Genomic DNA, 23361 nt, shown 5'->3' with positions numbered 1-23361 from the left:
CCCTCAGCCGATGACCGCCCGGGCGGCCCGCTCCCCGGACGCGAGGGCGTCCTGGATCGACGCGCCGGGCAGGTCGTCGGCCACCAGCACCCCGGCGGGCACCGGCATCAGGGCGCGAGCCCCGGGCGGCAGGGCGGGGAGGGCGTGGGTGATGTCATGGCGCACGAGCAGGCGCCAGCGCGAGGCGTCTGCGCCCAGCACGCTGCCCGCCTCCCTGGCGGCGTCGGCGTCCGTCAGAGCGTGGTCTCCCACTGCGCTTGCCTGGACGAGGTGCTGCCCCGCCGGGGCGTAGGACGGCGCGACATTGGACTGGACGCAGGCGTTCGCCAGGCGGGCGCCGTCGCGCAGATCGAGATGCAGGAAGGGCGATCGTGTGGGGGCCTCGTCGGCGGCGAACCACCACGTGGTCACGCCGAGCATGGCCGGTGCGGGAAGCCCCAGCAGCGCCGCGTTGCCGAGCGGCCCGGCCGCCAGCACCACGGTCTCTGCCCGCTCCACGGAGCCATCGGCGAGACGCACCTCGACCCCGCCCGCTCCGGGCCGCACCGCGGACACCCGGGCGCCGAGCCGGATCCGGTCTCTGATCGGCTCGGCGAGCTGCAGCGGCACGGCGGCCATGCCCTGGGCGGGGACCGCGGGGGTGGCGAGTGCGAAGAAGCCTGCGAGCCGGCGCACCTGGGACGCCGATGTGGCCCCTTCGGGGTCAAGCGTCACCCCCGAGAAGAACCGCTCGACGACGCGGCGCACAACCGGCGAGAAGCCCGCAGCATCCAGGGCACCGCTCAGGGTGAGGCTCTCCTGCCCGGAGGCCTTCACCCAGCGCGCCACCGCTGCCAGGTCTCCCGGGGTGAGCGGCCCACGCACCAGCCCCGCCGCGTGCTGCGGGTGGCGGGTGGGGTCCGCCAGCACCTGGAGCCCATCGTCGGTGCGCAACGCCGCCCCGCGGCCGAAACGGTGCAGGTCCAGCCTGCCCATGTCCAGGGCGCGGCGGGCCGCCGGGTAGAGCGGGTTGAGCAGCTGGAAGCCGCGGTCGCAACGGAAGCCGTCCACCACGTCGGTGGCCACGCGCCCCCCGACCGCACCGGAGGCCTCAAGCACCAGGACGTCCCTGCCGGAGGCCGCCACCAGCCCCGCGGCCCGAAGGCCCGCCAAACCCGCCCCGATGACGACGATCCGTGCCATGTCAGCCCTCCCCGCGTGCGATCTTCTCGTGGTGGCGGACCACTTCGGCGACGATGAAGGTCAGGAACTTCTCCGCCAGCTCGGGGTCCAGGTCCGCATCGGCGGCGAGCGCCCGGAGCCGCGCGATCTGCTGCGCCTCCCGGGCCGTGTCCGCGGCCGGCAGGCCTGCCTTGGCCTTGAGCTCGCCCACTCGTTGGGTCACCTTGAAGCGCTCGGCCAGGAGGTGGATGAGGGCCGAGTCCATGTTGTCGATGCTTCCGCGCAGGCGCTTCAGCTCGGTCAGTGCGTCGTCCATCGGCGCTCCTCGGGGGTCAGTGGAGGATCAGGTCGATCCTCTGGAAGGACTTGAGGTCTGTGTACCCGGTCAACGCCATCGCCTTACGCAGGCCGCCGGCCAGGTTCATCGTGCCGTCCGGGACCCTCGACGGGCCCAGCACAACCTCTTCCAGCGTGCCGACCTGCTCGAAGAACGAACGCTCGCCGCGCGGGAGCCGCGCGTGCCACGCCTCGCTGCCCCAGTGCCAGCCGCGGCCCGGCGCCTCCGTGGCGCGCGCAAGCGGGGAGCCGACCATGACTGCGTCCGCGCCGCAGGCGATCGCCTTGGCGATGTCCCCGGAGCGGCCCACGGCCCCGTCGGCCAGAATGTGCACATAGCGGCCCCCGGACTCCTCCAGGTAGTCGCGGCGGGCCTCCGCCACGTCCGCCACCGCCGAAGCCATCGGCACCTCGATGCCGAGCACCGACGCGGTGGTGTGCGTGGCGCCGCCGCCGAAGCCCACGAGAACGCCCGCCGCGCCGGAGCGCATGAGGTGCAGCGCCGCGCGGTAGGTGGCCACTCCGCCGACCAGCACCGGAAGGTCGAAGCGGTAGATGAACTCCTTCAGGTTGAGCGTGTCCTGCCCGCCCACGTGCTCCGCAGAGACGGTGGTGCCGCGGACGACGAAGAAGTCCATGCCCGCCTTCTCCAGCACGGGCGCGAACTCCAGGGTGCGCGCGGGAGACAGCGACCCTGCGACCGGGACACCGGCGGCGCGGATTTCGGCCAGCCGGTCCCGGATCAGCTCCGCCTTCACCGGCTCGGCGTAGATCTCCTGCAACCGCTTGGTGGCCGTGACCTGGTCCGATTCCTGCGTGATGCGCTCGTACTGGGCCTGCGGGTCCTCGTAGCGGGTCCAGAGACCCTCCAGGTTGAGCACCCCGAGGCCGCCGAGCTGCCCCATCCGGATGGCGGTGGCCGGCGACATCACCGAGTCCATCGGCGCCGCCACGATGGGCACGTCGAAGGAGACCGCGTCGATCTTCCAGGTGAGGTCCACCTCGTCCTCGCCCCGCGTGCGGCGCGCCGGGGCGATCGCCACGTCGTCGAAGGCGTAGGCCTGGCTGGCGCGCTTGCTGCGCCCGAGCTCGTACATGGGAACGGTTCTCCTTGGGTCTCTAGCGCGACCAGTAGTTGGGGGCCTCGGCGGTGAGCTGAATATCGTGCGGGTGCGATTCTCGCAGACCGGCCGAGGTGATGCGGACGAACCGCCCGCGCTCCTGCAGCTCGGCGATGGTCCCGGCGCCCGAGTAGAACATGGATTGCCGCAGGCCGCCCACGAGCTGGTAGGCGACCGCGGACAGCGGCCCACGGTAGGCCACCTGGCCCTCGATGCCCTCGGGGATGAGCTTGTCGTCTGCGGTGATGTCCCCTTGGAAGTACCGGTCCTTGGAGTAGGAGGCCTTCCGCCCCCGGGCGGCCATGGCGCCCAGCGACCCCATGCCCCGGTAGCTCTTGAACTGCTTGCCGTTGATGAACACCAGCTCGCCGGGGCTCTCCTCGCAGCCGGCCAGCAGAGAGCCGAGCATCACCGACGAGGCGCCGGCCACGAGGGCCTTGGCGATGTCTCCGGAGTACTGCAGCCCGCCGTCGCCGATCACCGGCACGCCGGCCGGCCGGCAGGCCCGGGCCGCGTCGTAGATCGCGGTCACCTGGGGCACGCCTACGCCGGCCACCACGCGCGTGGTGCAGATCGAGCCGGGGCCGACCCCCACCTTCACCCCATCCGCACCTGCCTCCACGAGCGCCTTGGCGCCCGCGTAGGTGGCCACGTTTCCGCCGATGATGTCCACCTCGGCGGCGGCCGGCTCCGCCTTGAGCCGCTTGATCATCTCCACCACACCTCGGGAGTGGCCATGGGCGGTGTCCACGACGATGACATCCACGTCCTGCTCGACGAGCGCCATGGCCCGGTCCCAGGAGTCCCCGAAGAACCCGACGGCTGCCCCTACCCGAAGCCTGCCCTGGCTGTCCTTGGCCGCATGCGGGTACTTGTCCGCCTTCACGAAGTCCTTGAGCGTGATGAGGCCCGTGAGCTTGCCCTGCCCGTCGACGATGGGCAGCTTCTCCACCTTGTGCCGGGCCAGCAGCGCCAGGGCCTCCTCAGTGGAGACCCCCTCGGGTGCGGTGACCAGCGGCATCCGCGTCATGACCTCGCCGACGGTGCGGCCGGGATCGTCCTCGAAGCGCATGTCGCGGTTGGTGATGATGCCCACCAACGTGCCGTCGGCCTCGACGACGGGGGTGCCGGAGATCCGGTAGGTGGCGCAGATCTCGTCCACCTCCCCGATGGTGGTGTGGGGGCTGACGGTGATGGGGTCACTGACCATCCCCGCCTCGGAGCGCTTGACCTGGTCCACCATGTGCGCCTGGTCCTCGATGGAGAGGTTGCGGTGCAGGATGCCGATGCCCCCCTCGCGCGCCATCGCGATGGCCATCCTGGACTCGGTGACCGTGTCCATGGCCGCCGAGGCCAGGGGCACGTTGAGCCGTACCCGCCTGGTGAGCTGGGTGCTGGTAGCCACCTGGGAAGGGATGATGTCCGACTGGTTGGGCTGCAGCAGCACGTCGTCGAAGGTCAGGCCCAGCGCCGCGAAGGGGCTGGGCACTCCAGCGCCGGTCAGTTCCTCGAACACACGTCCACCTTTTCTTCTCTGCTGCCCCAACTCCGGCCAGTCTATGCGGCAGGGCCCCGCCCGGACGAACCGGACGGGGCCCTGAGGCGCTGTTGAGCGGTCAGCTCTCGTCGTCGCGCTTGTCCACCACGAGGGTCTCGGTGGTGAGCAGGAGCGAGGCGATGGACGCGGCGTTGGCGAGCGCGGAACGCGTCACCTTCACCGGGTCGATGACGCCGTGCTCGACGAGGTTCTCGTAGACGCCGGTCCTGGCGTTGTAGCCGTGGCCGACCTCCATCTCCGCGACCTTCGAGGTGATGACGTAGCCCGCCTCGCCGCCGTTCTCGGCGATCCAGCGGAGCGGCTCGACGAGGGACTTGCGCACCACGTCGACACCGGCCTTCTCGTCGCCCTCGAGACCCAGGTGGTCCGCCAGGACCTCGCCTGCGTGGATGAGGGCGGAGCCGCCGCCGGCGACGATGCCCTCCTCGATGGCAGCACGGGTGGCCGAGACTGCATCCTCGATGCGGTGCTTCTTCTCCTTCAGCTCCACCTCGGTGGCGGCGCCGACCTTGATCACGCACACGCCTCCGGCGAGCTTCGCGACCCGCTCCTGGAGCTTTTCGCGATCCCAGTCCGAATCCGTGCGGGCCATCTCGGCCTGCAGCTGCGCAACGCGGCCGCTGACCTCGGAGTGCTCGCCCGCGCCGTCGACGATGGTCGTGTTGTCCTTGGTGACGAGGATGCGACGCGCGCGCCCCAGCACCTCGAGGCCGACCTGGTCCAGCTTGAGGCCCACCTCGGGGGCGACGACCTGGCCGCCGGTGAGGATCGCGATGTCCTCCAGCATGGCCTTGCGGCGGTCGCCGAAGGCGGGCGCCTTGACCGCGACGGAGGTGAAGGTGCCGCGGATCTTGTTGACCACCAGCGTGGACAGGGCCTCGCCGTCGACGTCCTCGGCCACGATGAACAGCGTGCCCTTGGCGGCGATGACCTTTTCCAGCAGCGGGAGCAGGTCGTTCATCGACGAGATCTTGCCGCTGTTGATGAGGATGTAGGGATCCTCGAGGATGGCCTCCATCCGGTCCGCGTCGGTGACGAAGTACGGGGACAGGTAGCCCTTGTCGAACTGCATGCCCTCGGTGAACTCGAGCTCGGTGCCCATCGTGTTGGACTCGTCGACGGTGATGACGCCGTCCTTGCCCACCTTGTCGAACGCCTCGGCGATCAGATCGCCGATCTGCTCGTCACGGGAGGAGATGGTGGCCACCGACGCCATGTCGGCGGTGGTGTCCACGGGGCGCGCGTTCTCACGGAGGCGCTCGACGACGGCCTCAACGGCCTTGTCGATGCCTCGCTTGAGGCCGATCGGGTTGACCCCGGCGGTCACGGCGCGCAGGCCTGCGTGCACCATGGCCTGGGCCAGCACTGTGGCGGTGGTGGTGCCGTCACCGGCGACGTCGTTGGTCTTGGTGGCCACCTCCTTGGCGAGCTGAGCGCCGAGATCCTCGTAGGGATCGTCGAGCTCAACCTCCTTGGCGACGGTGACGCCGTCGTTGGTGATGGTGGGGGCTCCCCACTTCTTGTCCAGGACCACGTAGCGGCCCTTGGGGCCGAGCGTGACCTTGACGGTGTTGGCGAGGGCGTCGACACCGCGCTCAAGCGCGCGACGTGCCTCCTCGTTGAAAGCGAGAATCTTCGGCATGTGTGGTCCTTACTTGCTGACGACGGCGAGGATGTCGCGGGCGTTCAGCAGGAGGTACTCCTGGCCGTCGTACTTGACCTCGGTGCCCCCGTACTTGGAGAAGATCACGATGTCGCCCTCGGCGACGTCGAGCGGGACACGGTTGCCCTTGTCGTCGATGCGGCCGGGGCCGGTGGCGATGACCTTGCCCTCCTGGGGCTTCTCCTTGGCGGTGTCGGGGATGACAAGGCCGGAAGCGGTGGTCTGGACGGCCTCAAGGGGCTGAATGAGGATCCGGTCCTCGAGCGGCTTGATCGTGGTTGCCACGTCAAACACCTTTCTGTCATATCCGACCCGGAGGCCGGCTTGTAGGTCAGTGTGAAGTGGCCGGGCGTCGTCGCGGGTGCCGTCCGACCATTAGCACCCGACAGGGTCGAGTGCCAGCACCTACGTTATCCGGGGTTTAGCACTCAATCAAGCCGAGTGCCAGAAGTGCTCTGTCCGGACCGCTTCGCGATGATGGCGACCGTCCCGTCGACGGTGCGTGCGAGGATGATCGTGGCGGCCGCGCTCCCCTTCGGCTTGAGCTCGCGGCGGAGCGCTGCCGGGTCGACGTCGATGGCTCGCTTCTTGATCTCCAGCGTGCCGATGCCCCGGTCGCGGACGTAGCCGCGCAGCGCCTTGACGGAGTAGTCGAGGACGTCGAGGACCTCGAAGCGGGTGGCCCAAGGCGTGTCGATGGGCGCGTCGGAGGAGAGGTAGGCCACGTGCGGATCCAGCAGCCAGGCCCCCGGGGCAGACTCCCCCACCAGGCCCGCCCGGATGGCGGCGCCGTCCGGCTCGTAGACGTAGCGCCCCAACGGCGCGGCGACGGGCGGCTCATCCCCCCTGCCCACGAGCTCCAGGGCCCCACCCCCGCTGAGCAGCACGGCCGAGCGCCCCTCGGGCAGCCGGTTCCACAGCGACACCTCCACCACGTCGCCACCGTCGCTCACCCATGTGGCGCGCACGCCGTCGGGGATGAGTTCCTTGGGGAGTCCGGGGCCGAGCTTGACGGCCGCGAACCTTGGCGAGGCCAGGTGATCGAGCACCAACGACCACGGTGGGGTGAAGTCCGCCACATTCCAGGTGCGGCCCCTCGAGGTGCGGCGGGCGGGGTCCAGGAACACGCCGTCGCTCTCGGGCAGCACGACCTCCTCGGCTCGCGCCACCACGGCCGGGCCGGCTCCCACGAGGCCGAGGTTCCAGGACGCCACCTCGGCGGTGGCGGGGTCGGCGTCGACGGCGTGCACCGCGAGCCCCGCCTCCGCCAGGGCCATCGCGTCGGCCCCGATTCCGCAGCCCAGGTCCCACACCGTCGCCACCCCGGCCGCAGCGAAACGTGCCGCGCGCCACCGGCGGACAGGGTCCCGGGTGGCCTGTTCCAGACCCGCGTGGGTGAACAGCATCTCGTCGGCCCGGGCGAACTTGACCCGGGCCCGACGACGCAGCGCCGCCTGCGTCAGCGCCCACGCGGCCTCGTCGGGGCCGAAGCCGGCGCGCAGGCGGGACGCGGCGCCCAGCGCCGACGGATCCGGCTCCCGCATCGCGGCCGCGAGGGCGGCCTCCCGCCCGGTCATTCTGCCGAGAACCGCCATCCCACGCTGTGCCCGCCGTCGTAGGGCAGGACGCCGTGGAACTGGGGCACGGTCTCGTCGAAGACCAACGGCAGGAAGTGCCGGTCCCCGTCCCACATCGGCAGCTCCATGACCGTGTCGACGTCGTGCCAGGCCAGGGTCCCCTCCGGGTTCGAGGGGTACGGCTCGCCGTCGATGCCGGTGACGAGGAACACGAACCCGAACACGTCGCGCCCGTTGAAACCGGGCCAGGACACTGTGCCGCGCAGCCGCATCGAGGTCACCTCGACTCCGGCCTCCTCGCGGATCTCGCGGCGCATCGCCGAGGCGACGTCCTCGTCGCGCTCGACCTTGCCGCCGAGGCCGTTGTACTTGCCGAGCTGCTCGTCCTCGGACCGGGAGATCCGATGCACGAGCAGGACCCGGCGCCGGTCCTGGCTCACGATGTAGCCCAGCGTGGTCAGCTCGGGCGAGTACGCCATGTCAGGGCCGGGGTTGGCGCTGGGTGCGGTCTGTCCCATCGAAGTCCAGCTCCCGGGTGTCGAACTCCACCATCTCGTCCCCGAGCGACCTGAGCAGCTCGTGGCGGGCCTCCCGCCGCTGGCGCTGCTCGATCGGGTCCGGCACGGGCGCGGCCGACAGCAGGCGCTTGGTGTACTCCTCCTGCGGGTTGAGCAGCACCTGCTCGCGATCGCCCTTCTCCACGATCTGGCCGTACTGCATGACGACGACGCGGTGCGCCAGCGAGTCGATCACCGCCAGGTCATGTGAGATGAACAGGCACGCGAAACCGAAGTCCCGTTGGAGGGCGGTGAACATGGCCAGTACCGAGGCTTGCACGGAGACGTCGAGCGCCGACGTGGGCTCGTCGGCCACCAGCAGGTCTGGGCTGAGCGCGAGGGCGCGGGCGATGGAGACGCGCTGCCGCTGGCCGCCGGACAGCTCGTGCGGGTACCGGTTGTAGACGGTGCGCGGGAGCTGGACCGCGTCCAGGAGTTCGTGGACCCGCGCCTGCCGTGCCTTGGCGTCGCCCACCTTGTGCACGCTGAGCGGCTCGGCGATGACGTCCCCGATGGGGAATCGGGGGTTGAGTGAGGCGGCCGGGTCCTGGAAGATGACGCCGATCCGCTTGCGCAGGCCCTTGAGCGCCTGGCCCTTGAGGGAGAGCAGATCCTCCCCCAACACGCGGACCTGGCCGGATTCCGACGGGATGAGCCCGAGCAGGGCGCGACCGATGGTGGATTTGCCCGAGCCGGACTCCCCCACCAGGCCGACGATCTCCCCCCGACGAACGTCGAAGCTGACGCCGTCGACGGCGCGGAACGGCTTCTTGCCCGCGCGGTGGTACTCGACCACGAGCTCGTCGACCTCCAGGGCCGCCTCCGCCGTGGGGCTCACCGGGTGGGGGGCCACCCCGAACTGTCCGTGGCCTTGGCCGAGCCGAGGCACGGCGGCCAGCAGCCTCTTGGTGTAGGGGTGGGTGGGATGCAGGAGCACCTGCTCTGCGGGGCCGCGCTCCACGATGTTGCCCTTGAACATCACCGCCACGTTGTCGGCCATGTCCGCCACCACGCCCATGTTGTGGGTGATCAGCAGGATGCCGGTGTTGAGCTTGTCCTTGAGTGATCGCAGCAGGTCCAGGATCTCGGCCTGCACCGTGACGTCGAGGGCCGTGGTGGGCTCGTCGGCGATGATCACCTCCGGGTCGCAGGCCAGGGCCATGGCGATCACCACGCGCTGGCGCATCCCCCCGGACAGTTCGTGCGGGAACTGGCTGGCACGGCGCTCGGCGTTGGGGATGCCGACGGCGTTGAGCAGGTCGACGGCGCGGTCCCACGCCTCGCGCCCGAAGGCCACGCCGTGCACCTCCATGGACTCGGTGAGCTGCTCGCCGATCTTGATCACGGGGTTGAGTGCGGTCATGGGCTCCTGGAACACCATGGCAACGCGGTTGCCGCGGATGGACCTCAGCTGTCGGCCGGACAGCGTCCCGATGCTCTGGTCCGTGACGCGGGTCTCGCCCTGGATGCGGGCGGTCTTCGGGAGCAGCCCGAGCGCGGTGGTGGCGGTGACCGACTTGCCGGAGCCGGACTCGCCCACCAGGGCCATCACCTCTCCGGGCTCAACGCTGAGCGTGATGCCCTTGACGGCGTGGACGGTGCCGAACTCGGTGCGGAACTGGACGTCGAGCTCATCGAACTTAAGGACGTGGTTCTCGCCGGTGAAACGGGGGGTGGTGGTCATGGGAGTACCTCAGTCCATCTGCTGGCGGGGATCGAACGCGTCACGGAGACCGTCACCGATGAAGTTCACGCAGAGCGCGATGGAGACGATGAAGACGCCCGGCCACCAGAAGAGCCACGGACGGGTGCTCAGCGCGTTCTGGTTCTCCGAGATGAGGAGGCCGAGCGATGTGTTGGGCGGGCGGACGCCGAAGCCCAGGAACGACAGCGCCGTCTCCACGAGGATGGCGGCCGAGATCAGCAGGGTGGCGTTCACGATGATGGTGCCGAGGGCGTTGGGAAGGATGTGGCGGACGATGATGCGCCACGAGGAGGTGCCGACGGCGCGGGCGGCAGCCACGAACTCGCGCTCGCGCAGCGACAGCACCTCGCCGCGCACGAGGCGCGCCAAACCGGTCCAGGAGACGAGGGCCAGCATTCCGGCCAGCGCGAAGATCCCGCCGACGTCGCCCGCCATGCGTCCGAGGACCGCCGCCAGCACCAGCGTTGGGATGATGATGAACAGGTCCGTCACACGCATGAGGAACGACTCGGCGATGCCGCGGAAGTAGCCCGCCGCCGCCCCCACCAGGGTGCCGATGATCGTGGCGCCGATGCCGACGGTGAACGCGATGGCCAGGGAGTTCTGAGTGCCGAGCATGACCAGGGCGAAGTAGTCCTTGCCGATCGTGTTCTGCCCGAACGGATGCTCCCCGATCGAGAACGGCCAGAGGGTCAGCGTCGGCGCGCCACCCGGCATGGCAAGGGGATAAAGGTCGATGTGGTTCTTGGGCCACCAGCCCGGGATGGGACCGAACCCGAGCGACGTGAGCGCAAGCAGGATGATCAACACCAGGACGGTGAGCGAGATCATCGCCCCGCGGTGACGCAAGAATCGGCGGAGCACCAGCTGACCCTGTGAGTAGGACTTGTCCGTGGTGGTGGTCTCGTCGGGCATCGACTCGATCTCGTAGTCGGCCTCATGGACGTCGTCGAGCTGGGCGGGGTTGTTGGGATCACTCATGATGGAGCCTCACTTCCTAGCGGGTGATCCGCGGGTCAAGGATCGCGTAGGCGATATCTGCCGCCATGTTCATGACCACCGCGGCGGTGCCGGTGACCAGGTAGAACGCCATGACCGGCGCCGGGTCGACGGCGGCCAGACCGGTGCGGAACAGGTTGCCCATGCCCTGCCAGCCGAAGACGGTCTCGGTGATGACCGCACCGCCGATCAGGCCCGCAAAGTCGAACGCGACGATGGTGGCTAGGGGGATCAAGGAGTTGCGCAGCGCGTGCCGCGTGATCACCTTGCGCTCCGAGATGCCCTTGGAGCGTGCGGTGCGGATGTAGTCCTGGTTCAGCACGTCCAGCATCGAGGCCCTGGTGTAGCGCGTATACGACGCGATCGAGATCAGAGTCAGAGTGACGGTGGGCAGCACCAGGTGGGTCAACGTGTCGATGGAGTGCATCCAGAACGTGGACTCGTAGTTGGGCGTCATCGAGCCGATGGTCGGGATGGGGCGAGGCTGCTCCTCCAGGTACTGGGCCCAGTTGGAGAGCAGGAGGTCGCTGACCGCCAGCAGCGAGGCGAGCAGCGCTACGACGACGGCGGAGAAGGTGGCCTGGCGTCGGGAGAATCCACCGAGCAGTTGGCCGGCCGCGACCCCGGCCGCGACCGCCGCCACGAAGCAGATGAGCAACACCGCAATGGAGCCGTTGTCCATGAGGTAGCCGCGCATCGCGATGTACCCGACGAGCGAGACTGCTGCGGTGGCTCCGACGGCGTTGCGGACGCGCTGGTTCTGGAAGCCGGATGTGAGCATGATCACGAGCGCCGCGGCGCCGAGGACAGCGAGGACGTAGACGGGGATGCCGAGTGCAGGTCGCCGAAACCAGGTCACGGCGTCGAAGTAGATGAGGATGGCCGCCACACCGGCGCCGATCGCACCGAAGGTGAGGAGCCGTCGCTTCAGGTCCCCGCCCATGGCGGCCTGGAGAATGAAGGCAATCAGCACGGCCACGCTGATGATCACCGGCCAGCTCAGGTCTGCGTCGACGATCCAGTTGTTGAACTCGATGGCGGCGTAGTGCTTGAGCAGCACGCCCAACCAGAAGACGGGGAGAGAGAAGGCGACGAAGGCGAAGAGGGTGACGCCGTAGTCGAAGCCGCTGTACTGGCGGATGGCGGTCACAATGCCGAGGATGACGCCGGCAGTGATGGCCAACAGGGTGGCGAAGACGACCAAGCGGAGCGTGGACCCGGCGGCCGTGGCGACCAGCGCGTTGACCGACTGCCCGTTGATGGCGGTGCCGAGGTCACACTGTCCGATCAGGCACTTAGAGGCTCCTGTCAGCCAGTCCCAGTACCGCTCGTACCAAGGCATGTCGAGGCCCATGTTCTCGACTCGCTGCTTGATTCGGTTCTCCCGGTTGGGATCGTTCGACTCGCGCAGATCCTGCAGGGGATCACCGGAGTTGATGACGAGCACGTACAACAGCAGCGACCCCAGCACGAGGATCGCGAGCGAGATCCCCAGGCGTTTGGCGATGAACTTGAGCAAGACCGGTCCTCTGGCATGGTTCGGGCGCCGGCCCCGGCGCCCATCCGCCGCATACTACGGCAGAGGGGAGAGTGAATATAGGGTGGAAGCACGGAAATCGGGGCAGGTAAACTGAGCCCCTGCCCCGATTCCGTCAGCGACTATCGTGCGGTGGTGTTCACCACGGTCACTGGGCGACCCACTGGGGGGCGTTCCACACCACCTGATCCTGCGTGGCAGTTGCCCGGACATTGCTCAAGGTGGAGTCGTAGGCCACGACAAGCGGGTGGGCGTACAGCGGGATGCCGAACAGCTGATCCCACAGTTCCTTCTCAATGACCTTGGTCTGCTCCAGGTGGACCGACTCGTCAAGCGTCGAGACGATTTGGGCCCAAGCGGCGTCCACGACCTCATTGCTGAACTTGCCGAAGTTCTGGCCCTTGTTGGTGACGTAGATGTTCTCGCCCGACGTGATCTGGCCGGAGCCGGCCCACGCGAACAGGGCAACCTCGTAGTCTCCGGTGACCATCTCCTCGTCGAAGAACTTAGGCGAGTTGGCGTCGATCACGTTGAAGCCGGCGTCCTTGCAGGAGGACTGGATCGCGGCGACGGTGTTGGCGCGACGATCGTTGCCCGAGCGATAGCCGAGGCGCACGTCGATCGGGGTGGCGATGCCGGCCTCGGCGATGAGCGCCTTCGACTTCTCAATGTCCACCGTGTCGAAGCGGCCGTCGTAGGAGGCGGCGACCACCTCGTCATAGCTGTCCTGGAACGGGAACACCTCGCGGGCGTTCATCAGCACCGTGTCGGGCGCGACCGGCTTGATCAGGGTGTCGATGATCATCTGACGCGGCACGCAGTGCGCGAAGGCCTCGCGCATCTGCAGTCCTGTGTCGGGGTTGCCGAACACGTTGTTCTCCCGGAAGTTGAAGTCCAGGTGCTCCCACGTGAGCGAGGAGCCACTCTCGACGCCGACGGCGGATCCGAGGCCCTGGAGCTGGACGACCGTGTCCTCGTCAATCTGCGGCTGGATGACCTGGACATCCTTGTTGGCCAACGCCTGGAACTGCTGGGCGTCGTCGATGAAGCGGAACACGAGGTCGCGGGTGGCGGCCGGGGTGCCCCAGTAGTTCTCGTTGGCGGTCAGCGTCAGGGAGTTGCCCGCCTGCCAGCTGCCGTCCTTGATCATGTACGGGCCCGAGGACGGGGTGACGTCTGCCGCGGGCAGCTCGCCCGGGTTGAAGATCCAGCCCTCGTTCCAGAAGGTGGCCGCCGACGAGACGGTCTCGGCGTCGCGGTCGATGACGGCCTGGGCCAGGGCGCCGGGCTCGAGGCCGGCCTGGGTGGCGATCACGTGCTCAGGGAGTGCCGAAGTGACGTTGATCCGGAAGTCCGGGTTGGGGCTGGTGTAGGTGACGGTGAACTCCTTCGAGCCCACCTCACCCTCCGGGCCCTCCAGCACATACTGCGCAAGTGAACTAGACACATGGTTGAACACGGCCACGGCGTCGGGATTCTCGCCGCTGGCGTAGCCGGGGGCGATGAACTCGGGGTTCTGGGCGGCCCAATCCATCAGGTAGTCGTTGATGGTGACGGGGGTGCCGTCGGACCAGACCGCATCGTCGTTAATCGTGTACTTGACCGTCAGCGGATCCTCAGAGGTGACCTCGTAGGTGCCGAAGTCCGTGTTGTCGCAGATCGTGCCATCTGCGCCGAAGTACACGAAGCTGGAGAACATGTGGGCGGCGATCACTGAGTTGTACGTGGAGTACGTGCCCGTCGTGATGGTGTTGTAGCCGCTCCAGTCGCCGGGGCCCGCCGTGTAGCGGACCTCGCCGTCGGCGGTCTCGGTGATGCCGACGTCCTGCAGGCAGCCGGCCGCGGCGTCGCCGCCGCCTGCACCCTCGCTGGCGGACGCGGTCGCCGAGGCGCTACCGGAGGCAGCGTCTTCGGGGTCGGTGGGTTCTGGGCTGGTGCAGGCGCCGAGCAGGAGTGCTCCGCTCAAGACCAGGCCGAGGGACACCTTGGTTCCCTGGAACTTCATTCTTTCTCCTAAGTCGTCGAACGACGGAAGAGGCCCGAATGGGCCGAGTGATGCCAGCGAACATAGCCAAGGCACGTTCAAATTGGCTAGGCCATCTGGGGTTTGACGCCAGATCGTTACTAACTTGTGTCCTGGCGCGACAAAATCAGACGACGATGGTGCCCACGGGAAGCCCGGAGTGCACCGAGAAGCCGAGCCCCGACGGGCGCACGCCGGCGCGGATGGCCTCGCTGCCGACAGCGGCGATCATGGCCCCGTTGTCCGTGCACAGCGCCGGGCGCGGGCGCCGCAGCTCGATGCCGGCCTCCCCGGCCCGCTCCTCCAACAGCGCGCGGAGACGGGAGTTGGCGGCCACGCCGCCGCCGATCAGGATGGAGTTGACCCCCAGATGCTGGGCTGCGTCGATGGTCTTGGCCGTCAGCACGTCACACACCGCCTCCTGGAAGCTGGCCGCGACGTCCGCCACCGGCACCTCGCCGCCGTCGAGCCGGCGCTGCTCCACCCAGCGCGCCACCGAGGTCTTCAGCCCTGAGAAGGAGAAGTTGAACCGGTGCCTGGCCATGTCGTGCCGCGCGGTCAGGCCGCGGGGGAAGCGGATGAAGGTGGGGTCGCCCTCCTGGGCTGCCCTGTCGATCACGGGCCCGCCCGGGTATGGCAGCCCGAGCAGGCGGGCGACCTTGTCGTAGGCCTCGCCGGCCGCATCGTCGATGGTGGAGCCCACCTCGGTGATCCGGGTGGCGATGTCCTCGACGTGGAGCAGCTGGGTGTGGCCGCCGGAGACCAGGAGCGCCAGCGACGGCATGGGCAGCGGCCCGTGGTCCAGCAGATCCACCGCCACATGGCCCACCAGGTGGTTCACCCCGTAGAGGGGCTTGCCCAGGTAGGCCGACAGGGCCTTCGCCGAGGCGACCCCGACGACGAGGGCGCCCACCAGGCCGGGGCCGGCGGTCACCGCGATGGCGTCCAGGTCCGACAGGTCCACCTCCGCCTTTTCTGCGGCGCGTTCCAGCGCTGGAATCAGCGCCGAGAGGTGAGCCCGGCTGGCCACCTCGGGCACCACCCCGCCGAAGCGGACGTGCAGATCCACCGAGCTGGCCACCTCGTTGGCCAACAACGTCCGTCCACGGACAATCCCGACACCGGTCTCGTCGCACGACGACTCGAGGCCGAGCACCAATGGCTCACTCATCGCTCTCCCTCCATGTCCCACATGCCGACGGAGTCCGCGTCGACGCCCTCCAGCCTCCGCTCAAGGATGAGCGCGTCGGCACCGGGTCCGTAGTAGTCCGGGCGGGTGGCCACGGCCGCGAAACCATAGCCCTGGTACAGCTGGATGGCCGAGGTGTTGGACGCGTCAACCTCCAGCAGCATCCGCCTCGCCCCACGGCCGATGGCCCACTGCAGGCCGGCCATCAGCATCACGCGCGCGAATCCGAGGCGGCGCTGATGTGGCGCCACGACGATGCGGTGCAGGTCCGCCACGTCGTCGACCAACTGGAAGGCCGCCACGCCCACCGCCTCTCCGCTCTTGCGGCGCGCGATGAGCACGAGCCGGCCCTCGCCGGTGACCTCCTGGCGCCAGGAGGCCTCGGACCATTGCGTGGCGAAGTGCTCCTCCAGCGCGAGGATGTCCGGGAGATCCTCCGCGACGGCCGTCTCGACGATCACCGGGGAGCCCTGAGCCGCGGGAGCGCAGACTTGGGTGCGCCAGGGACGGAGGCGTCCGCCGCGCGCAGGTAGTACGGCTCGTCGCCTGCGGGGAGAAGCTGCGGCCACCGGGCCGCGAGGAGCGCCGGGTCCAATGACTCGGGGCCCTGGACGTCCACGAGGGCCCGGAACGCCGAAGGGACGGCACCGGCCACGGGAAGGGCCGGTAACGACTCCGGGGCGCTCACCTGCGGGTCTGACACGCGCGTCCCGTCGCCGAGGTAGGTGGCCCAGTACAGCTCTTTGCGGCGGGCGTCCGAGGCGACGACGAACTGGGCCGGGGCGCCCTCCTCCGCCCACTGCCTGGCCACCACATCGAGGGAACACACGCCGTGTGCCGCGCGGCCGGAGGCGTGTGCGAGGGTCCACGCGGTGGCGACTCCGACCCTCAGGCCGGTGAATGGCCCCGGACCCATCCCGACGGCGAACTCGTCGACGTCTCGAAGGCTGATTCCGGCGCGGGCGCAGGCCTCGAGCACCGACGGCATGAGCGACTCGGCGTGGGCGCGGGTGTCCGCCACCACGACGCGGGTGTGCGGATCACCGTCGAGGGCGAGGCCCACCGCGACGACATGGCTGGTGTCTATGCCAAGGGTCCAGGTCATGGCGCCTCCCTGAGGACGTCGAGGGCACCGGCCCACCGGGGCCCGAAGCCGGTGAGGTAGACGGTGCGATCGTCTGAGTCCATCCCGCGGACGATGTCGATCTCGAGACGGTCCTCGGCTAGCCACTCTGCCAACCCGTGGCCCCATTCGACCAGGGTCACGGACTCCGCGAGCGTGGCGTCGAGGTCGATGTCGGCGAGCTCGGAGGCGTCGCCAAGCCGGTAGGCGTCCACGTGGACCAGCGCCGGCCCCCCGCCCCGGGGCGGATGAACGCGCGAGATCACGAACGTGGGCGAGATGATGGGCCCCTCGACGTCCAGCCCCTCCCCGATGCCTTGGGTGAGGGTGGTCTTGCCCGCACCCAGATCGCCTGTGGCGACGATCACGTCGCCCTTGGCGAGCACGCCCGCCAGGGCGCGGCCGAGCCGGCGCATGTCGTCGGCCGTGGGTACGTCGATGACGACGGGGAGGTCTCGGCCCATCCGGAAGCCGTGCGGCTCCGGCGCCACGACGTCGAAGCCGTGGTCCCGCCACCAGTCGACGAGCTGGGGGAACTCCTCACGCGCGAACAGCGAGGCGCGCCGGGCGCCCAGATCCGCCGCGACGGTGAGGGCGCCCTCGACGAGGGAACGCGCCACGCCCTGGCCGCTGGCCGACGGCAGCACCGAGACGCGTCTCAGTGTTGCGGTCCCGTCCGCGAGGTCGACGAGCAGTCCGGCGATGATGCTCCCCTCGCGCTCCACCACGACGCCGTAGCCGTCGGTGAGGGCACGCTCGATGTCGGCAACCTCGTCGGTCAGCGCCTCGGCTGGCGGGTCCACTGGGGGACGCGCCGCGAACGCCGCATGGATGACGTGCAGCAGTTCGGCGGCATCGCCCGGATCGGCGATCCGGATCGACAGGGTGGCGGTGTCCATAGGCGCGAAATCCTACGCCCTCACCAACGATCCCTGCGGCCCCCGCGCTGCCCGCCACGGCCGCCCTCGTAGCGACGGCCACCGCGGCCGCCTCCCTCGGGACGACGGCGCTGAGCCTGCTTGGGTGCGATGAGCTGCTGGTAGTCGGCCTCGGAGATCTCGACACCCGAGGTGGGACGTGCCCCGGTCGCCTCGCGCAGCTCCGCGGAGCCCGGCTCCACCGCGAGGGCAGCAGCCCGCACCCCGGCCTGGCTCAGCAGCCGCTCGGTGGAGCGCTGCTGGTGCGGCAGGACCACCGTGGCCACCACGCCCTCCTGGCCCGCGCGGGCGGTGCGGCCGGCGCGGTGGAGGTAGTCCTTCGAGTCACGCGGCGGATCGACCTGCAGCACCAGCGTCACATCGTCGACGTGGATGCCGCGGGCCGCCACGTCGGTGGCGACGAGGACCGGCACAGTGCCGTCCTTGAACGCGGCCAGGATGCGGGCGCGGGCGCCCTGCGTGAGGCCGCCGTGGAGCGAGCCCGCCATCACGCCCGCCTCGCGGAGCTGGCCGGCGATGCGGTCGGTGCCCAACTGGGTGCGGGCGAACAGCACCGTGCGGCCGTCGCGGTTGGCGATCTCAGCCGTGACCTGGTTCTTGTGGTGGGGGCGCACGATCAGCGGCCGGTGCACCATCGTCGTGACCGAGTTCTGGCTGGAGTCCACCTCGTGCGTGACCGGGTTGTTGAGGTAGGTCCGCACGATCGAGTCGACGGCCGCGTCCAACGTCGCGGAGAACAGCAGCCGCTGCCCACCCTCGGGGGTGGCGTCGAGCAGGGTGCGCACCTCCTTCGTGAAGCCGAGGTCAGCCATGTGGTCGGCCTCGTCGAGGACGGAGATCTGCACCTGGCTGAGGTCCGCGGCACCCTGCTCCAGCAGGTCGATGAGGCGGCCTGGGGTGGCCACCACCACGTCGACGCCGCGCTCGAAGGCGCGGATCTGCGGCCCATAGGCCATGCCGCCCGCGATGAGCGTGAGGTCGAGCCGCATCGCGGCCGCCAGCGGGGAGAGGACGTCGGCGATCTGGAGGGCCAGCTCACGGGTGGGCGTCAGGATCATGGCTCGCGGGGATCCGACGGGAGTCCCCTCCGCCAGCCTGGTCAGCATCGCGAGGCCGAAGGCAAGCGTCTTGCCCGAGCCGGTGCGTCCCCGGCCCAGGACGTCGCGGCCGGCGATGGCGTCGCCGATGGTGGCGGCCTGGATGGGGAACGGGGCGCTGATGCCCTGGCCGGCGAGGACGCGCACCAAGGGCTCGGCAACACCGAGCTCGAAGAAGCCCGACGCCACGTCGCCCTCCACAGCCTCAGCCGTCGTGGCGGTCCAGCTCATCTGGTCCGCCTCGGGAGCGTCGAAGCTGTCCTGGCGGGGCGCGCGGGTGTCGCGGCGGTCATGGCCGCGGCGGTCATCGTGGCCGCGCGGCTCGTGCGGGCGGCGCACGTCGACGTGGGGAGGCATCGAGCTGCGGCGGTGACCGCCGGAGCGATCCCCACCGCGGTCGTCGCGGTCGCCCCAGCGGGGACGGTCGTCGCGGGGGCGGTCGTCGCGGCGGGGTCGGTCGTCGCGGGAGCGATCGGAGTAGCGGTCGTCGCGGGGGCGATCGTCGCGGGATCGGTCGCTGTAACGGTCGTCGCGGGACCGGTCGCTGTAACGGTCGTCGCGGGGGCGATCGTCGCGGCGGGGACGATCATCGCGGGAGCGATCGGAGTAACGATCGTCGCGGGGACGATCGTCGCGGCGGGGACGATCATCGCGGGAGCGATCGGAGTAGCGGTCGTCGCGGGGACGATCGTCCCGAACGGGACGGTCATCACGGCGCGGGCGGTCGTCGCGGGCGGGGCGCTCGTCGCGGGCGGGGCGGTCTGAGCCCTCGTCGGTCTTGGGGACGAAGGGACGGTCACCGAACTCCAGCGCGCGGCGCTGCTTGCGGTTGAGCGGGGCGCCCGGGGCCGGGGGCTCGGTGCGGCCGCGACGTTGGGCCTTGAGGCCCTTGGCGGTGCGCTGCTCGGGTGACCAACGGTCTTTCTGGCGTGGTGCGTTCATGATAGAAGAGGTCCTCTGCGGGATAGTGGGCCCTGGATTCGGGCCGCTCGGGCCCACATCGGGGCCCCACGATTTGCCCGCTCATCTGTCACACGCTGGCGTTAATCGCCTTACCGGGCCCGTCGAGTCTACGGTCTCGACCGAGAATCTCCGAATCCACGGTCCTTCGAACGTCACCAGACGTTCATTGAGCGTTTCCCTGACGGAGGTGCCCCGGACACCGCCGTCAGTAAAATTGGGGCTGTGCGAGTTGCCATCGTCGCGGAATCGTTTCTCCCGAGCGTCAACGGGGTCACCAACTCCGTCCTGCGCGTCCTCGAACATCTGAGGGCGACCGGCCACGAGGCAATGGTGATCGCCCCGCAGGCGGGTGACCGCACTCCGCACGAGTACTGCGGCTTCCCCGTCGAGACCGTCACCAGCGTCGGCCTGCCCGGCTACGACGTGGTGAGGGTGGTCACCACCACGTCCTCCTCCATCGCGAGGCTGCTGACCGGATTCGCCCCCGATGTGATCCACCTCGCGGCGCCGTTCGTCGTCGGATACAAGGCGGCCACTGTCGCGGCCAGGCTCGGCATTCCCATGGTGGGCATCTATCAGACCGAGGTGCCCACGTACGCGAGCCGGTACGGCTTCCCACAACTTGAGCCACTCCTCTGGCACCACGTCAGGCAGGTCCACTCCCTCGCCTCACTCAACTTCGCGCCCTCGACGTTCGCCCGCGATCAGCTGATCGACCAGGGGGTGCCTCGCGTCGGTGTGTGGGGGCGTGGCGTGGACTCGGGCCGGTTCGATCCAACCAAACGCAGCACAGAGTTCCGGGCCCTCCATGCCCCGAACGGGGAACGGCTGATCGGCTACATGGGTCGGCTGGCGACGGAGAAACGGGTCGAAGACCTGGCCACGCTCGCGGACATCCCCGGCACGCGCCTGGTCATCATCGGCGACGGCCCACTCCGCCCCCAGCTGGAGGCCGCCCTCCCCCGCGCCGCCTTCCTGGGCGAACTGACGGGCGAGGACCTACCCACGGCCCTGGCCAGCCTGGACCTCTTCGTCCACCCCGGCGAGCTGGAGACGTTCTGCCAGTCCATCCAGGAAGCGAAAGCATCCGGCCTCGCCGTCATCGCGCCGCGACGCGGCGGCCCGATCGACCTGGTGGACCAGTCCCGCACCGGCTGGCTGTACCGCCCCGGAGACCTGGGCGCGATGCGCGGCCATGTGCTGGACCTGATCGGCGACGACGCGAAGCGCGGCGCCTTCGGCCGGGCGGCACGACACTCCACGCTGGACCGGAGCTGGGACACGGTGTGCGCCGAACTGGTGGGTCACTACGCCAAGGCCGTCAGACTCTCGGTGCGGGGCCCCAAGCTCGTCGCCTGAGCAACCGGCTCACCACACCTCGCCGGCTGCAGCAACCTCCACGAGCGCGTCCCTCAGAGACGACGGGATGTCGACGGTGGCGAGTTGCTGCACCATCGCCCATCCGCTCAGTCCCGTGACGGCCCGCCACGCCGCCTCCTTGGCCGTGAACTCGATCTCGGCCGCGTCGATCAGCGCGAACGCGTCGCCCGCCACGTCGCGAGGCGACCGCCTCGCCCCACCCAGGCGCACAGCGACCACCGAACCGAGGTCCACCTCCCCCAGCCTCACCCGGAGCGCGGGCGCGAGAACTTCGTCGGTGATCCGCACCGGGTGGTCGACGTGCTGCACCATGCCGCCCACCCACACCTCCACCTGTTCGACGGACTCTACTCCCACCACGTCGAGGGCGACCGTCCTGTGGTCCGGCGCCGCGCCGGGGCCGGGCCGCAGGGTCACGGTGAGCGTGGCGGTGCCGTCGGGGTGCGTGTCGAGCACCTGCTCGATCCGAACCTGACGACGGGCCTCGGGCCCGGGTGCCGCGCTCCCGTCGTCTTCCACCAGGTGCGACACTGCGGTGCCGGGCACCACGCGCAGGTCCAGCGCCCGGGGGGACTCGGACACGTCGGCCATCGGGTCCGCGCTGAGCGCGATGACAGCGCCCGCCCTTGCCAGGACCGGATACCCGCCGAGCCCGCGATGCAGGACCACCGTGCGTCCCCCGTCGTGGCGGTGGCCCGTGAACAGGTCGATCCACGAGCCTTCAGGGAGCCAGGCGCGAGTGGAGGCCAGGTGCGAGGCGCCGTCCTCCGCCGAGGTGAGCGGGGCCACGAGCAGGTGCTCTCCCACCATCGACTGGTTGGGCACCTCGTAGGCCGCCGCGACATCCGGGTGGTCGTGATACATCGGCCGCACCAGGGCCACCTGCTCCGCGTGCGCTGCCCAGGCCGCCGTATAGAGATAGGGCACCAGGCGGTGACGGAGCCGGAGGAACGCGGCCATGATCCGCTCGGCCTCAGGCCCGTAACCCCACGGCTCCTTCGACGCGAAGGGGCTCGACGAGGAGTGCAGCCGGTTGATCGGCGAGAAGACGCCCAGCTGGAACCACCGCACCGCCATCTCGACGTCGCGGCTGCCGAACATGTGCCCGCCGATGTCGTGGCTCCACCACGGGTATCCGATGTTGGCGGCCGTGGCGGTGAAGTACGGCTGGAAGTCCAGCGAGTCCCACGTGGTGATCGTGTCGCCCGAGAAGCCCACGGGGTATCGGTGGCTGCCGGGGCCTGAGTAGCGCGAGAACGTCAGGCGCCGCCGCCCACCCCGGCCGGAGTCGTGGTAATGGATGTGGTTGAGCATCCACAACGGGTCCAGCCCGGCCACCGCAGTCGCGCCACCCGACTGCCAGTCGATCCACCAGAAATCCACGCCCTGGTCCTCCAGAGGATGGTGCAGGTGCCTGAGGTAGGCGTCGACGAACTCTCGGGACGTCACATCGAACTCGACGGCGGCGCCCGTTGCCGGGTCGATCCCTACCGCCTCCGCCACGGCCGGGTAGGCCTCCTCGTGCCGACGGACTCCGTCTGCGGGGTGCAGGTTGAGGGTGACGGCGAGCCCGCGCTCATGCAGGGCGGCGAGGAAGGCCTGCGGGTCCGGGAACAGCTCACGGTTCCACGTGTAGCCGGTCCAGCCGGTGCCAAGCTCCGGATCGACGTCGACGACGTGCCAGTCCATGTCGATGACGCCCACCGAGAGCGGGATCCGCTCGGACCGGAAGCGGTCCATCACACCCAGATACTCGTCGGCCCGGTAGGGCCAGTAGCGGCTCCACCAGTTGCCCAGGACGAAGCGGGGCACCAGCGGGACGGGACCGGTGAGGCGGTGGTAGTCGGACAGCGCGCCCCGATAGTCGCGACCGTGGGCGAAGAGGTACAGGTCTCGGCCGCCGCCCTCACGCCCGGCCACCCATCCGTCCGGGGAGAGCAGCACCGAGGTGGAGTCGTCCAGCACGGCGAATCCGTAGGTGGCGAGGATGCCCGGTTCCAGGGGGCAGGCGCCGTCCACCTCGTCGAGGGTGCGGGCCGTGCCGAGCAGGTTGCCGCGACCGGGCAGGTTCTGCGGGTAGCTCTCGCCGAAACGCCACGTAGAGTAGTGCGGATCGGATGCGCCACGGGTCAGGGTGACGCTGAGCCCGGAGCCGCTGAAAGGCCCGCCGTCGTAGCGCACGCGCAGGTGATCCGTGCGCACCTCGAGGGACCCGCCCACGACATCGGCGGTGAACTCAGGCACCTCGAAGGAGCGGTTGACGACGGTCTGGGTGCGCTCGTCGACGAAGCGTCCCTCCGGGTGCCACTCAAATCTCAGCAGCCGGCTGGTGAGCACTGTGATGCGGTACGTGGCCCCGGCAATGACGGCATCTGGATGGGCTGGGGCCGGCTGGCCGTCCGACATCGCGAACATGGGCGTCCTCTCCTCGGCG

General features: G+C 69.7%; 19 protein-coding genes. 1 reads left to right on the top strand and 18 read right to left on the bottom strand.

Going from position 1 to position 23361, the window contains the following annotated elements; genetic code table 11:
* Positions 1–3: 3 nt before the first annotated feature.
* From ACZK39_RS07210 to ACZK39_RS07130, 17 genes are all read right to left on the bottom strand, one after another.
* Positions 4–1182: an NAD(P)/FAD-dependent oxidoreductase gene (locus ACZK39_RS07210; protein WP_463612933.1), complete on the bottom strand. Its 1179-nt coding sequence runs from the start codon at positions 1180–1182 to the stop codon at positions 4–6.
* 1 nt (position 1183) lies between these two features.
* Entirely contained in the window at positions 1184–1477 is a 294-nt protein-coding gene (locus ACZK39_RS07205) for a chorismate mutase (protein WP_182784459.1), read from the bottom strand.
* Positions 1478–1493: 16 nt separating this feature from the next.
* A complete protein-coding gene (locus ACZK39_RS07200) occupies positions 1494–2594 on the bottom strand; it encodes a GuaB3 family IMP dehydrogenase-related protein (RefSeq protein WP_463612932.1) in 1101 nt (366 codons plus the stop codon).
* A 22-nt stretch (positions 2595–2616) separates the two neighbouring features.
* On the bottom strand, positions 2617–4122 hold the full coding sequence (guaB, locus tag ACZK39_RS07195) for an IMP dehydrogenase (protein ID WP_463613076.1): 1506 nt from the start codon (positions 4120–4122) through the stop codon (positions 2617–2619).
* 112 nt (positions 4123–4234) lie between these two features.
* Positions 4235–5818, bottom strand: coding sequence for a chaperonin GroEL (groL, locus tag ACZK39_RS07190; RefSeq protein WP_182784463.1), 1584 nt, complete (start codon positions 5816–5818; stop codon positions 4235–4237).
* Positions 5819–5827: 9 nt separating this feature from the next.
* Complete coding sequence (gene groES / locus ACZK39_RS07185; protein WP_182784465.1) at positions 5828–6124, bottom strand: co-chaperone GroES; 297 nt, start codon at positions 6122–6124, stop codon at positions 5828–5830.
* A 143-nt stretch (positions 6125–6267) separates the two neighbouring features.
* Positions 6268–7416 (bottom strand): class I SAM-dependent methyltransferase, encoded by a 1149-nt coding sequence (locus ACZK39_RS07180; protein ID WP_463612931.1) that lies wholly within the window; start codon positions 7414–7416, stop codon positions 6268–6270.
* Positions 7413–7895, bottom strand: coding sequence for an NUDIX hydrolase (locus tag ACZK39_RS07175; protein ID WP_463613075.1), 483 nt, complete (start codon positions 7893–7895; stop codon positions 7413–7415). The genes ACZK39_RS07180 and ACZK39_RS07175 overlap by 4 nt, the downstream gene beginning before the upstream one ends.
* Before the next feature lies 1 nt (position 7896).
* On the bottom strand, positions 7897–9657 hold the full coding sequence (locus ACZK39_RS07170) for an ABC transporter ATP-binding protein (protein WP_463612930.1): 1761 nt from the start codon (positions 9655–9657) through the stop codon (positions 7897–7899).
* 9 nt (positions 9658–9666) lie between these two features.
* The gene (locus tag ACZK39_RS07165; RefSeq protein ID WP_463612929.1) at positions 9667–10659 is read right to left on the bottom strand and encodes an ABC transporter permease; all 993 of its coding nucleotides are present in this window, start codon (positions 10657–10659) and stop codon (positions 9667–9669) included.
* A 16-nt stretch (positions 10660–10675) separates the two neighbouring features.
* Positions 10676–12196 carry an ABC transporter permease gene (locus tag ACZK39_RS07160; RefSeq protein ID WP_463612928.1) on the bottom strand — a complete coding sequence of 507 codons (1521 nt, stop codon included), beginning with the start codon at positions 12194–12196 and terminating at the stop codon, positions 10676–10678.
* Between the two features lie 166 nt (positions 12197–12362).
* Positions 12363–14219, bottom strand: a complete 1857-nt coding sequence (locus ACZK39_RS07155; RefSeq protein ID WP_463612927.1) for an ABC transporter substrate-binding protein — start codon at positions 14217–14219, stop codon at positions 12363–12365.
* 145 nt (positions 14220–14364) lie between these two features.
* Positions 14365–15408: a tRNA (adenosine(37)-N6)-threonylcarbamoyltransferase complex transferase subunit TsaD gene (gene tsaD, locus ACZK39_RS07150; protein WP_463612926.1), complete on the bottom strand. Its 1044-nt coding sequence runs from the start codon at positions 15406–15408 to the stop codon at positions 14365–14367.
* Entirely contained in the window at positions 15405–15887 is a 483-nt protein-coding gene (locus ACZK39_RS07145; protein WP_463612925.1) for a GNAT family N-acetyltransferase, read from the bottom strand. Before ACZK39_RS07145 ends, tsaD begins: the two co-directional genes overlap by 4 nt.
* Positions 15884–16531 (bottom strand): tRNA (adenosine(37)-N6)-threonylcarbamoyltransferase complex dimerization subunit type 1 TsaB, encoded by a 648-nt coding sequence (tsaB, locus tag ACZK39_RS07140; RefSeq protein WP_463612924.1) that lies wholly within the window; start codon positions 16529–16531, stop codon positions 15884–15886. Before tsaB ends, ACZK39_RS07145 begins: the two co-directional genes overlap by 4 nt.
* Positions 16528–17448, bottom strand: a complete 921-nt coding sequence (tsaE, locus tag ACZK39_RS07135) for a tRNA (adenosine(37)-N6)-threonylcarbamoyltransferase complex ATPase subunit type 1 TsaE (RefSeq protein WP_182799303.1) — start codon at positions 17446–17448, stop codon at positions 16528–16530. The genes tsaB and tsaE overlap by 4 nt, the downstream gene beginning before the upstream one ends.
* 20 nt (positions 17449–17468) lie before the next feature.
* Positions 17469–19526 carry a DEAD/DEAH box helicase gene (locus tag ACZK39_RS07130; RefSeq protein ID WP_182784484.1) on the bottom strand — a complete coding sequence of 686 codons (2058 nt, stop codon included), beginning with the start codon at positions 19524–19526 and terminating at the stop codon, positions 17469–17471.
* Positions 19527–19769: 243 nt separating this feature from the next.
* Here ACZK39_RS07130 and ACZK39_RS07125 point away from each other — a divergent pair, with 243 nt between their 5' ends.
* Complete coding sequence (locus ACZK39_RS07125) at positions 19770–20906, top strand: glycosyltransferase family 4 protein (RefSeq protein WP_182784486.1); 1137 nt, start codon at positions 19770–19772, stop codon at positions 20904–20906.
* A 9-nt stretch (positions 20907–20915) separates the two neighbouring features.
* Here ACZK39_RS07125 and ACZK39_RS07120 read toward each other — a convergent pair whose 3' ends face one another.
* Complete coding sequence (locus ACZK39_RS07120; protein ID WP_463612923.1) at positions 20916–23342, bottom strand: glycoside hydrolase family 31 protein; 2427 nt, start codon at positions 23340–23342, stop codon at positions 20916–20918.
* Positions 23343–23361 lie beyond the last annotated feature (19 nt).

Source organism: Tessaracoccus luoxuelianae, assembly GCF_055326245.1.
The sequence above is the reverse complement of the archived record's forward strand: the minus strand, read 5'-3'. Positions and strand labels throughout refer to the sequence as shown.